Origin of the sequence: Shewanella litoralis, from assembly GCF_009828585.1 — a bacterium.
Classification (GTDB): domain Bacteria; phylum Pseudomonadota; class Gammaproteobacteria; order Enterobacterales; family Shewanellaceae; genus Shewanella; species Shewanella litoralis.
Map to the genome: position 1 here is coordinate 98,485 of NZ_WSRZ01000019.1, position 12,925 is coordinate 111,409.

Consider the following 12,925-nt stretch of genomic DNA (forward strand, 5'->3'; position numbering starts at 1 on the left):
ATTAAAAATAGTTGGTTTAAGGCACAATAGCCGCATTTAATGCTGTAGCCCAAAGGAACCCACATGACGCAAATAACCCTAACGACGCCAGACGATTGGCACCTTCATTTTCGTGATGGCGACATGCTGCGTGAAACCGTACCCGCTACAGCAAGATTATTTAAACGTGCGATTGTAATGCCAAACCTAGTGCCACCTGTGACCAATGCCGACATGATTGTGGCCTATCGTGAACGTATTTTAGCTGCGCGCCCTCAAGGCAGTGACTTTGAACCATTAATGACCCTGTTTTTAACCAACAACACCAGCGCCCAAGATATTATCGACGCTAAAGCGGCGGGTGTGGTGGCGGCTAAGTTATACCCTGCAGGCGCGACAACCAACTCCGATGCAGCAGTAAAAGCATTGGATGCATTATTTCCCATATTTGAAGTCATGGCTCAGCAGGGCATGTTGTTGTTAGTGCATGGTGAAGTGACTGAGTCGCATATTGATATTTTTGATCGCGAAAAGCTGTTTATTGATCGCTATTTATCGCGCATTGTTGAAGCTATTCCTCAGCTTAAAGTGGTGTTTGAGCACATTACGACTAAAGAAGCTGCCGAGTTTGTCGCGGGGGCATCAGCCAATGTGGCCGCCACGATTACTCCGCAACACTTACTGTTAAACCGCAATGATTTGTTAGTCGGTGGTGTACGCCCACATAACTTTTGTTTACCGGTATTAAAACGCAATATACATCAGCAGGCGTTGCAAGCTGCGGTAGCAACTGGCTCAAGCAAGTTCTTTTTAGGTACCGATTCTGCTCCACATGAAAAACACCGTAAAGAGTCAGCATGTGGTTGTGCCGGCTGTTACAGCGCCTGGAGTGCGTTAGAATTATATGCCCAGGTGTTTGATAACTTAGGCGCGCTAGATAAGCTTGAAGGCTTTGCGAGCTTCCATGGGGCTGACTTTTATGGCTTACCGCGCAATAGCGGCACTGTGACCTTAGTGAAACAAGAATGGACAGTACCAGAGCAAATTATTTTGCCAAACGGTAACCCTATAGTGCCGTTTTTTGCTGGCGAAACCGTTAGCTGGAAAGTGCAAGGCGCTTAATGGCTGTCAGCTTTTGCTGGCATTATCGCAACGGCTAACTCAGGTTAGCCGTTACGATATGTCGAAAGGGTAGGCAGTATTATTTAGGTTGGTGTTGTGCGTATAACAGCGCTTCAAATTCAGCTTTAGGCAGAGGTTTACTAAACAAATAACCCTGGCCGTAATCACATTTTAATGCATTAAGTAATTGATATTGCTCTTCTGTTTCAATCCCTTCAGCAACTACCTTTAAGTTTAAACCATGGCCCATAGCAATGGCCGCACCCACCAATTCTAAATCGCCTGGGTCGACGGTAATGTCATTAATAAAGCTTTTATCCACTTTTAAGGTGTCAAAGGGATAGCTGCGCAGATAACTTAAGGATGAATAGCCAGTACCAAAGTCGTCCATAGAGATGCTGACACCAATATCGTTTATGGCAGATAAGTTGTTATTAATAATTTGATCGCCGCTGAGTAATACTCCTTCAGTGATCTCTAGCTCTACACTATTAGGCTGAATGCGATATTGAGTTAACAATGCTTCAAGCATATCGACAAATTTGTTTTCTCTAAATTGTTTTGGTGACACATTAATTGCAATTTTAAACTGGTTGTTAAAGTGGGTTTGCCAATGATGAGCGGCAATAAAAGCACTTTGTAACACAAATTGTCCGATAGAAATGATTAAGCCAGTTTGTTCTGCGATTGGAATAAATTCGTCAGGTGTGACATTACCCAGCTCAAGGTTATGCCAGCGTAATAAGGCTTCTGCACCGATAATGTTACGATTTCGGATATCAACCAGCGGTTGAAAATACACTTCTAACTCATTAGTTTTTAGTGCATTGCGCAGTTGTTCTTCTACTTGCAAGCGCCGATGAATATCGTTGTTCATTTTATGAGTGAAAAAGGTATAAGTATTCCGGCCTTGCTCTTTAGAGTGGTACATGGCCGCATCAGCTTGTCTTAGCAGCTCTTTTGCATCAACACTGTCGTTTGGGTAAAGCGCAATGCCAATGCTGATTGTTGATACCAACTCTCGGCTTTCAAGTTGGAAAGGTAAGTAGAATTGCTGCAGTAATTTATTGGCGGCAATTTCAACATCTGCTTGTTGGTGAATGTCGTTAAATAAAATAATAAATTCATCACCGCCTAGGCGCCCGACAACATCATCGGTGCGAATAGTGTTTTGCAACCGGGTTGCCGCCTGTATTAATAATTCATCACCCACCGAGTGTCCTAAGGTATCGTTAACCTTTTTAAAGTCGTCTAAATCTAAAAATAATACTGCCACCTGGCTGTTGGCGCGTTTTGCCTGTGTCAGCATTTGAGTTAGCCGGTCCAATGACAGTAAGCGGTTAGGTAAGCCGGTTAAACTGTCGTAATGAGCTTGATGAAGAATCTTTTCTTCTTGTTGTTTGTATTGGGTAACATCTTGCTTAAGCGCTAAATAATGTTTAGTGACTCCAGCATTATCAAAAATAGGAGCGATGTGGGCATGTTCCCAAAATATATCGCCATTTTTCTTTTTATTTTGCAGTTCCCCTTGCCACGCCTTTCCAGCAGCAATGGCTTGCCATAATTCGGAATACAAGGATTTAGGGGTTAAGCCTGACTTGAGCATACTGGCGGATTGGCCGATGACTTCATCCGTGCTGTAGCCTGTGGTGTTTTCAAATGCACTGTTAACGTATTCAATTTTACTGTCTGTATCTGTTAACACCATAGATATGGGGCTTTGCTCAATGGCTTGCGACAGGGTAAGTGCTTGCTCTTCTGCTTTTTTCTGGGCGCTTAAATCGATGTCGATACAGTACATCTCAGTTTCGTTGTCGGTGTTTGTTATCAAAGTGTGTGAAGAGTAAACGGGGACATGGCTGCCATCTGCACGCTGTAGTAGTAATTCTTCAGCAGGGATCGGAGTATCTTTTTCTATCCAGGCGGTTACGTTATCAATGACTTGCTGACGATAAGGCGCCGGAATAATTAAATCTTCCAGTTTGCTTCCTAGAGCTTGTTCTTTGGTGTAACCATAAAGATTTTCACTGGCTTTATTCCAAAAAATTACCGAACGATTTTTGTCGTATCCTTGCACCGAAATCGCTGGGATCCGCTCAAAAATATGTCTAAATTTAGATTCACTAAGCAGGAGTTTTTTTTCTGCTTCTATCCGTTCTGAAATATCTTTAACAAAGCAGAAAAACATACCATTATCACCGTCCCAATAACTGACCGTCACTTCAACATGATAAAGATGACCTTGCTTATGTTTGTGTAACGACGTGTAATTAAAACGCTTTTCGCGTTTTGCCCGGTCAAGGTTACGGGCAGAAAACTGGCGCTTATCATCGGTTTCAATTTGATTAACTGACAGGCTAATTAACTCATCTGTGGTATACCCGGTCATATTGGCAAAACTTTGATTAACCTCAATAATATTGCCATCTAGTGATGCCATAACAAAGCCATCCTGGGCGGTACTAATAATATTGTGGTAAGTGGATTCACTGCGCTGCAACTGCTCCTGGATATGGCGTTTTTCTGCGACATCGTGGCTTACCCCGACAGTCCCTAAAGTATCACCATAAATATTAGTAAATGGCGTTTTTTGAGTGCGATAAATATGTTCGACACCCACGGAGGATGTGACCTTTTCCTCGAAAATCAGGGTTGCGTTTTGCGCTAACACCAGGGTGTCATCTTTGACAAACTTACTGGCTTGTTTTGCACTAAATAAATCATGGTCGGTGCGCCCCTTGATTTGATCTAATGTCAGGGTCATTTCGTTGGCAAAGGCTTTATTACATCCTAAATATTTACCGTCAGTCGATTTATAAAAAATCAGGTCGGGTATGCCATCAATAATATTTTGCAGGAGGTTTTTTTCGGTTTCGAGTAACTGTTGATGACGTGCCAATTCTTGTGCGAGCTTTTGGCTGTCAATGCGATGTTTAAGTAATAGCCCCAATAAAAATGACATCGCGGTAAATACCGAAAGCAATGTTGGGCTAATGGTTGAAATGATGTTGTATCTGTCGTCAATGGGCATCAAGAGTAGACAGCCAATCACTACCAACTCGACTATTAAGCTCATTGCGAGCATGTTTTTCCAATTAAGTTTATTGGTAGATGTTGCTAACCAATAGCGCCAGATTAAGCCAACTAAGGCGCTTGTTACAATGATCAAACTGCCTATGTAAACGCCATCACCACCCAGGTAAAGCCTGAAGCTTATGGCGAGTAATACTGCGACAAATGTAGGAACAAAACCAAAAAATAAACCGCTTAAACTGAGTAGTATCCAGCGTGCATCAAAAAATACCCCTGGGCGCAGCTCCCAAGGATTACTCATAACGCTAATGGCGATGATGCCAATAAAAATACCGCTTAATATTGACTTGTAGCGGATGGAAGCAATGTTTTGTAATCTAACCGCGTCGAAGATCACGACGAGTGCTAGCAATAAGACCGCGTTATTCAATAAGCTAAAAAAACTATCCATTTGTACCCCATAAGTAAAAGGGAGTGTCATCCATTACGCTTTACATCGCTAATGCTTGGGCTGTCAAACAGGGTTATCGTTATCGTATCAATATGTTGCCCTTTATCATCATATTGACGACATCGCTATTTATGCCTCTAGCTTTATGTATTCAGTTTAGTCGTAAATTGATTTTTAACATGAAATTAGACATTAAATTTATCGTTATAAAGGCAGCATGCTTTGTCGTTAACCTACACGCTAGCACGCTTATAGATGGCTAAACATTGGGAATATTGTTTTGATTAATGTGAAATAACGCATCGGGATTTTATTTTGATATTATTTTTTATGGAGGTTTAAATAATTAATACAGTGAGATAAACGTAATACTCACAATCAACAATCAAAGGCAGTGATAAAATCTGTAAGAAAATCGCCAACGCTGGGGTCTTTTAAATCAATACAACTTGCTTGGTGGCCAAGCAATACATTAAAAGGACAACCCCATGAAATTATTATCAACCAAGACGAACGCAGTTAAGTCTATCATCACCCCCGCTATTATCAGCTTGAGTTTATTATTTGGATTTCAGGTACAGGCATCAAGTTTAACCGTGCCAGATTCGCTCATTGTCGAAACCGTTAACGGCGAAAATGTAAGCTTTGACAGCACCATCGGCCTTAAGCGCGGCCAACAGTTGGTAGAGATAAATTACCGTGATTTGTTTCAAGACAATGCGGATGACTCAGGTTATTGGGTTCGCTCAAAGCCACTTTATCTCACGTTAAATGTGGCTAAAAACCAGCGCTATGAAATCATCACCCCGACAATTTACAGCGCCGAAGATGCACGTGCATTCTTAGATAATCCACAAGTTAAATTAACGGTAAACGGGCAGCATCATGATGACGTTGAGCTACTCTCTCAAGCACAGTTATTGACTCAACTGATGCTTAAGTAGCGGGTAAGATTAATCCAGCATTAGGCTTATGAGCGGTTGCTCGTTAGTAAAAAGGTAAGCATAAAAATAGAAAGGTAGCCTAGGCTACCTTTCTATTTTGAATGTTGTGACAGGTTATTTAGTCAGTGTTATGCCGTACAGGCTTATTTACTGTCTGAACGAATGACCAGTTCAACCCGGCGGTTTAGCTTTTGGCCCGCTTCATCAAGGTTATTGGCAATAGGCGAGTACTCACCAACCCCTTTGGCTTCCACTTGCTGTGCAGCAATGGAGAACTGTTTTATCAAACGGGTTTTAATTGCAGTCGCACGTTTTTCTGACAAGGTTTGGTTATAAGCTTGCGAACCTTGGTCGTCTGAATGTCCTACCACATAAAAAAGCTGTTTAGGGTGCGTTTGAAGGTATTGAGCGACGACTTCTACAATCGGATAAGCCTCAGGCAGTAGTTCATCGCTATCATACTTAAACAGCAAACCGTCTAGTGCCACATGGCCGCTTTTGGCTATTTCGTCGGTTAAGCCCTGCAAATCAATTCCGACTCGATTATTATTTAATGTGGTTTCTTCAATGATTCTGATTTCAGCAGATAACCGCCCTGAAAACCCAATGACGTATACCATAGCGTAAACGTCACCTTCAGCTCTTTCTAGCTTATAGAGTCGATAAAATTGGTTTTCTTCGCGACCAATTGCTGAATGTAATTCTATCTTAGTTTCTAATGTATCTTCGTCTCCGCATGCTTTCCCTAAACAGGTATAAACTTCAGTAAAACCAAGTTTGGTTAATGCGTTATGGTAGTTTGCATCAATCTCAAATTCTGAGTAAGTACGTGGCAATATGTATACAATATCGGTAACTTTCCCTTCCAGTTCCAACGTTTTGAAGTTATCTCCAGCAAGTACTAAGGTTTGGTTAAAGCCATGAGTGATATATTCCTGTATGTAAGCTCCTGGGACTCTGCTTAGCATCGGGTGATCAACTGAGCTTTTAGTATCTTTATCGCTATTGTCTTTAACCGTTATTTCACTCACAGCCTGAGATAAATAATCTTGATTTGTCGTCACCAAATCTAATGGTTCATCGATGATTTCTATAATATCCAATTCTACATTGGTCGCATTCTGCCAGCCAGTCGCATATATCGATACGTAAACCTGCTTTTTAGGCAGGGTAATATGTGCTGTTATTAGTGATGGCGAACTACTGGAAATATTTGTCAAAGGCGATATAAATGAGGATAGCTTACGTTCATTACCACAAGTGGCTTGCTCACATTCAAAAATAATCTCAGCATTGAGCGCGTTAAGCTGTTTTTTATAGTTATTGAGTAAATGAGCCGGCGTATAAGACGGCGGCAGCTCATAGTTGGTTCTAATCAGTTTACCTTTCATTTCTTTTGACAGAATATTTTTGCCATCAATTGCCGTGATCAATTGCACCGGCGTGAAGTGTCTAAGTTCATTCTTTGTATCTTTTACCTCTTTGGGCTCAGAAAATAATTCTTGTGTTGTCGCAGAAAAAGCATTCATTGCTGGCATCATCGTCATGATGATTGTCAATGACATTAGCGCAGGTTTTAACATTTCAACTCCCTGTTGTAATAAAGTATCCAGTACGATTAAAAAATAACATTAAGTGCTCATAAGATATTCAAACATCATCTGGGTGTAAATCAATTACTCATAGAATGAACATGGGCTTATTACTTTTGATGCCTTTCCTCTTTATAGGTACATCCATAAGTATGTGTTTGGCAGGTGAGTAATATTTTATTCGGGGAAGATAACGTGTTTATTGGTGAGCAGCCTGTTGATGGTGGTAACATTTACGTACATTAATAAGGATATTGTTCACTAATAATCATTATGGCCAAAACAATAGCATTAGATGATAAATCTTGGTTTTATAACCTACACATAAAAGGTATGCGCAACTTTAGCGCGCAGAGTGATGTAAGTTTATATGTTGCAAATTTATGGTACCCATTATCGCTTGGTATATCACTGTTACTGCTTATTTTGATGGTCGGTTTAGCTGTTTTACCTCTTAATTTCCCTAATACTGAGCTTGCTCGTGCATTAGTATTAATCAACATTGGATTATTACCTGTCTACTTAATAGGACGTTATTGGCTGGTTAGGCGACGTTACGGTATTACCGGAACATTACGTTGCTATGTGAGCCAGCAGCGTATTGCCATTCCTGCGAATGCGATAATCAATAAACCGGTGGGAACGTTGAAGTTACAACGCGCTGACATTGAGTGCATCACGGTAAAATATAAATCACAATTGCATCGTTTACATGTGCGCAATCATATTACCGCGTGTGATATTAAGCTAAAAAGCGGTGAAGTCATTACCCTTAATGCCATGTATTTTCCGCTTAAACACATTGTTTACATGCTGTGTTTTTTCGACTATCCAATTACAACGAAGCACAGTAATTGGTCATGGGCTTTTTTACCGAATATTATAGCAATATCATTTCCTGTCTTAGCTAATGTCGTTGTTACAGGAATGCTGTTCGAGTACTATTTTTTATAGTCTTATTATCTTTAAGATTAAACTCAAGGAGTAAGAGTTGTGCACTTAGCCTCAAAAAGTGAAGCTGCAAAATGGCCGATTATAGGCTTGGTCGTTTTGCACTTTATTATAACAATAATAGACAGTCTTGACGCCATTATTGAGCTTATCCCCAATGTGATTATTTTTATCATTGCCTTTGCCTACCAACACCGTTTGTTATTTGATAAAAATCAGCGGCAAGTGGGTTATTACCATGGTTTACAGTTATTTGGGTTAAAACTGTTAACGCTTGATGATGCAACCCTTAGTTATGATGCTATTGAAGCCATCAAATTTCAGACCATTTTTAATAAGCAAACGGTTGAGGTTGTACCTAAACCCGGACGCGGCGATGGTAGCAAGATGCAGATTAACCTTAGGGTTAACAATCTTGGTAAAAAGCTCAACACGTTACGACTCGACTTTATCAAGCAAGGGCTTAATACCAGAGGTGAGTTTAATGGTATTGACGAAAAAGTGATGAGTAAAAATAAGGAGATTGCGCTTGATAGTGATTCGGTTGCAACATTTGGCGAACCACTCAATGGGTTGTTTTCTCCTTCTGCGGCAATAAAATCATTCTCAGTGGCTAAATGGATGCTGCAATTACCGAGTCAGTTTACCCACAAGGTTAGATTACCGCTTTATATCGGTATCGCTTTCGCTGTGTTGATTGCCGTATCTACTCAAGCCTGGGCTGCTGTGATGGCTGTTTTAGCGATAGGTCTAGCGGGAGCGGTAATAACTCATATGGTGATGGCGACGCAGTATTTTCATGTGCCAGGGCAGGCATTTTATGATGTTGAGATTAATGACGAATATGTACGTTTTCCCGCGGCATTATTTGCAGACAGGCAAGCAAAAACATTTACTAAACAACACATCAACCATTTTGAGGCTCGTTGGAATTGGTTGGTATTACGTTCGGGTTATAACGATGCTGGTCATAAACAACGGCCACATATTTTTACCTTCGAGATCGGGTTAGATAACGGCGAGCAATTTAGTATTGGTGCCGTGTCATTTGATAGTAATCGTTTAATGCAGTCTTTGTATGCGTTTGAGTATAACGTCACCATGACCCAAATCGACGAAATGCCATTTAAGTGGCGGCGTTATATTTGGTGGCCATTGTTAGTGCTCGGCACCGTTTCACTGATAGTGGGTTTTTATCTACTTTATCGGGTTATTTAATTATCCAACGACATATTTGAATGTTTAATACATGACTTAAGGATGAGCTAAAAATGAAAATGATAGGATTACTGGCATTGTGCGGCTTAAGCACTGCCAATGTATATGCAAGTTGTAATATTGATTTTGAAGTACAAGGTGAACTCGAGCCTTCATTGCAGTACCAATTGACTTACTACAATACTCTGCATTCACGTAAAACGATGGATTTAAACAATCTAGCCGCGTTTACCAAAACCAATATTGAACTGCCTGACTGCCCTCAAAAGCATAAAGCCGACATGACGATTACTTATACTAAAGAGGGTATCAGTTATATCGTATTTGAAAGTCATTTGTTCCCTAATCAATCCAGTATTATTTTCAGTAATAGCAATACATTAACGTTTAGAAGTTGCGCTGGCTGCGACTTGCCGCAATACCGTTATGTCGCGAAACAAATCCAACAGCAAGGGATGGATAAAGAGCTGAACGCTCTGGTTGTGCAACAGGCTGACTATCTTGATTATCTTCGCTATGCCGATGTTAGAGCTGTTTTTGGTGAAAGATCAAAGGCGATTGTTAAGGCTGCTATTGAGGGTGGATATACAGCGCCTCCCAATATTGGTGCTATTAAGCAAGACCCACCTCATACCCGCGATGTGCTTGAACAATGGCTGGCAATATTGGCACCGCAAAAAAGTTTTAAAAATATTCTAGGGGAGAAAACCCGTCAACAAGGCGCGTTTGCTGACAATGAGGCAATGACAAGTAAGATTTCACAGACTAACCCGACGTTTTTCGAGCAACTGACAAATGTCACCAAAGGGTTTAAGGATAAAACGCTATTTACAGGGGAAGTACAGTCACTAATCGCCCCGTTTTTGTCAACCACCGATGCCGATATCAAAAAACTCATCAACATGATTAATGAGTCATTAACTCAAGCATTATCGTTATCTGAACAGGTAAACCGCGTAGTAATATCAAAAGGCGAGATTAACAACCCTAAGCCTGACGATACCGCAAGGTTGATCGCCAATTGGTTTAGGTTGTTGCACACCATTGAGTCTGGCACGCCTGAGCAATTAGCCATGTTTTCAGCTCAGTTCAGGGCTGATGTGATGACAGATATTTTGAATCGTGACGACTCAAAGCAAAAAATACTTGCTGCTACAATAAAAAAGTACAGTAAAGCAATACGTTATTCACCTATAAAAAGCAGCGACAAAGATGTTGCCGCTTACAACATGTTGTTAGATGAGTTTAAAGGAAAAGCTGAAGTTAACGGAAAACGCTTAACGTTAAAAGATGTTGACAGTGGCCAACAACTTGAGTGGGTTTACGAAAATAACAGCTGGAAACTGGATAAGGTTACTATTAAGGCATTCTAAATTAACACAACCTTTCCCGAGTTGTCGTTAGAGATGATAAAAATGAGGAGCATTATTGTTATTAGGTTATGCACAATCAGAAATTAAGCCAAGCGAGCAAGTATTTGGCAATATTATACAAGCAGTAATTGATTAACATGAAAAGGACATTACGTTGAATAAATTATTTTTTATAGTGGTATGTTTATTACTTAATAGCAGCGTTGCAGAGGCTAAGTTTGATGAAGATTTACAGAAAAGGTGCGTTAACATTGTAAACTACAAGTTAGCAGGGGAGCTAGACTCGTTATTGCAATATTATTACCCTAAAACCAGAAGTAATCCTAAATTTGTTGATTTTCATAAAAAAAGGCAAGTCAAACACGCTAGAAGAATTGCAGAAAAAGGGGCTGTTGATAGCGTGTCTGTCGTCGACACTAACGAGCTACCTAATCCAGCTAGCGACAGCAAGCATGCGGGATTTAATATTGTTGAGCAACGCTCAATTCTAACTCATGTTAAGTTTTCTAAAGAGGATCGACCCGTAAGCTATGAATGTATATTTGGTCTAGAAAAAGAGTCAAATGAGTGGTTTATGTTAAACGCAATTTAGACTTTAGGTAATAAAAAACTAAAACGACTAACATTTGTTAGTCGTTTTTATATTTTTAAATACAAAATTACAGCGATTTTTATATGCCTTGGTTAGCAAAGAAGCTCCGAAAATTTAACAATACTTCCTCTTTATCAGACAAATTAACAGAACAGCATAAGGTCGTTGTAACATTAAATAGAATTGTGTGGCCCTTATCTAACTACACTTGGGCGCTATTTGTGATTTGCTTAGTGGGCATCCCATTGGGGTTATTTGCATTGGATTATTATCAATATGTGTTGGAGGCGACGTTTACTGCATTAGCCGTCATTCTCGTTAGCCATTTTATTATCCATTTTAAAACAGGTTTTAAAGCGACCTTAACAAAAGATGCCATAGAATTACCGATTAGCCAGCATTCGACGGGATACGTGTCATTTAGTCGGGTTAAAGAAATTCGTATCCAACGTTTTTATCATATTTATCGCTATGTTAAACCCGGCGCTATTTTTAACTCGCCAGCAAGAGGCGAGATATATACCCATGCACATCTAGTGTTAAACAATGGCGAAGTTGTTAATTTGTCTCGGGTAAACCTCGTCTCATTACCTGAAATTGTCGAATACATACAGCAGCGTTACTCTCCCAAAATCAGTTATCGTTATCCAATGCCACTGACATTTTTAGGTGGGATGTTTCTGTTATATATAGTGTTGCTTACCTCACAAATTATGATGACTTAAGTGTTTGACTGGGCAATGCCTCTGCTTAGTATTTTATGCCAGAATCGCTCGTTTGTAATACCCTGTTGTCAACGGTAGTAAATCACTGGAGAAAGTAGTTTTACCAAGGTTAAAAAAAGGACAATGCTGACGTAAGCACCTAATAGAGAGTTATTAACGTAAAGATGCGGATGGAATAGCATCATTAAAAATTGAAAAATGGATTTAAATAGGGATATATGCGATGAAATATAATGCACTTTGGTTAGCAATATTACTAGCTGCTAGCGTAGGAATGAGTGGTTGTAATAGTGAATTAGAGGAAGGTGAAGGCGTTGGTGTTGTAGTGCCCACACCGGTTGATCCTGTTGATCCAACCGATCCTGTCGAGTTTGTAGGCACCTGGGAAAACAAGGATGAAGACGGCGATGGGGTTGTCGATGAACAAGATGACTATCCATTTGACGCGAGTCGATCAAGTTACTCTACTACTATCGAAAGCTCTTTTAACGATAATCCTAGTGTAGCCACCGTAATTTCATCTAATATTCCTTTTAAAGTTAAAGGTGTAATTGAAGAGAATGGTGACGGTGATGTATATAAGTTTCAAGTAACTAAAGAGATAGTAGCAGCAAATATTCCTATTACATTTTTACTCTTGATGGACAATCTTAGCTTTACCTCTACCATGAGTATTTTGGATGAAAATGGTATTGCTATTTTTGAAATTAAAAATAATTCTGAGCCGCTCGGACAAGTTGGAGCCATTTCATCAATTATATTTACTTCACCAGGTACTTATTATGTTGCTATTGCTGAAATAAATTTAAAAGGTGACGCTTGTACTGGTCAAGCCAAACTGGACACTTTTAGTTGAGAATTTTCAAACTCTACCGGTGACAGATCACCATTAGCTGAATGAAGTCGCTCCAAGTTGTAATATTTCATGTAAGCAGTCACATCTTG

General features: G+C 40.0%; 11 protein-coding genes. 8 read left to right on the forward strand and 3 right to left on the reverse strand.

Annotated elements, in window-relative coordinates; all coding sequences use genetic code 11:
• Nucleotides 1–63: 63 nt before the first annotated feature.
• Nucleotides 64–1,101, forward strand: a complete 1,038-nt coding sequence (gene pyrC, locus GQA99_RS15170) for a dihydroorotase (RefSeq protein WP_160055137.1) — start codon at nucleotides 64–66, stop codon at nucleotides 1,099–1,101.
• A 79-nt stretch (nucleotides 1,102–1,180) separates the two neighbouring features.
• Here the strand turns inward: pyrC and GQA99_RS15175 are convergent, their stop codons facing one another.
• Nucleotides 1,181–4,585, reverse strand: a complete 3,405-nt coding sequence (locus tag GQA99_RS15175) for a PAS domain S-box protein (protein WP_160055140.1) — start codon at nucleotides 4,583–4,585, stop codon at nucleotides 1,181–1,183.
• Nucleotides 4,586–5,073: 488 nt separating this feature from the next.
• Here GQA99_RS15175 and GQA99_RS15180 point away from each other — a divergent pair, with 488 nt between their 5' ends.
• A complete protein-coding gene (locus GQA99_RS15180; RefSeq protein WP_160055143.1) occupies nucleotides 5,074–5,529 on the forward strand; it encodes a DUF2057 family protein in 456 nt (151 codons plus the stop codon).
• Nucleotides 5,530–5,672: 143 nt separating this feature from the next.
• Here GQA99_RS15180 and GQA99_RS15185 read toward each other — a convergent pair whose 3' ends face one another.
• On the reverse strand, nucleotides 5,673–7,112 hold the full coding sequence (locus tag GQA99_RS15185) for an OmpA family protein (protein ID WP_160055146.1): 1,440 nt from the start codon (nucleotides 7,110–7,112) through the stop codon (nucleotides 5,673–5,675).
• A 282-nt stretch (nucleotides 7,113–7,394) separates the two neighbouring features.
• Here GQA99_RS15185 and GQA99_RS15190 point away from each other — a divergent pair, with 282 nt between their 5' ends.
• The 6 genes from GQA99_RS15190 to GQA99_RS15215 all read left to right on the forward strand — a co-directional run bounded on the left by GQA99_RS15190 (nucleotide 7,395) and on the right by GQA99_RS15215 (nucleotide 12,836).
• The gene (locus GQA99_RS15190) at nucleotides 7,395–8,075 is read left to right on the forward strand and encodes a hypothetical protein (protein WP_160055149.1); all 681 of its coding nucleotides are present in this window, start codon (nucleotides 7,395–7,397) and stop codon (nucleotides 8,073–8,075) included.
• Nucleotides 8,076–8,114: 39 nt separating this feature from the next.
• Nucleotides 8,115–9,290 (forward strand): hypothetical protein, encoded by a 1,176-nt coding sequence (locus GQA99_RS15195; protein WP_160055152.1) that lies wholly within the window; start codon nucleotides 8,115–8,117, stop codon nucleotides 9,288–9,290.
• A 53-nt stretch (nucleotides 9,291–9,343) separates the two neighbouring features.
• Nucleotides 9,344–10,663, forward strand: a complete 1,320-nt coding sequence (locus tag GQA99_RS15200; RefSeq protein ID WP_160055155.1) for a hypothetical protein — start codon at nucleotides 9,344–9,346, stop codon at nucleotides 10,661–10,663.
• A 154-nt stretch (nucleotides 10,664–10,817) separates the two neighbouring features.
• Entirely contained in the window at nucleotides 10,818–11,255 is a 438-nt protein-coding gene (locus tag GQA99_RS15205) for a hypothetical protein (RefSeq protein ID WP_124729713.1), read from the forward strand.
• A gap of 221 nt (nucleotides 11,256–11,476) precedes the next feature.
• Nucleotides 11,477–11,980: a hypothetical protein gene (locus GQA99_RS15210; protein WP_160055158.1), complete on the forward strand. Its 504-nt coding sequence runs from the start codon at nucleotides 11,477–11,479 to the stop codon at nucleotides 11,978–11,980.
• A gap of 223 nt (nucleotides 11,981–12,203) precedes the next feature.
• The gene (locus GQA99_RS15215; protein ID WP_160055161.1) at nucleotides 12,204–12,836 is read left to right on the forward strand and encodes a hypothetical protein; all 633 of its coding nucleotides are present in this window, start codon (nucleotides 12,204–12,206) and stop codon (nucleotides 12,834–12,836) included.
• Here the strand turns inward: GQA99_RS15215 and GQA99_RS15220 are convergent.
• Nucleotides 12,809–12,925, reverse strand: a 117-nt coding sequence (locus tag GQA99_RS15220; protein ID WP_133306622.1) for an IS3 family transposase, incomplete at its 5' end; no start/stop codon positions are given. The two genes, GQA99_RS15215 and GQA99_RS15220, sit on opposite strands and share 28 nt — an antisense overlap.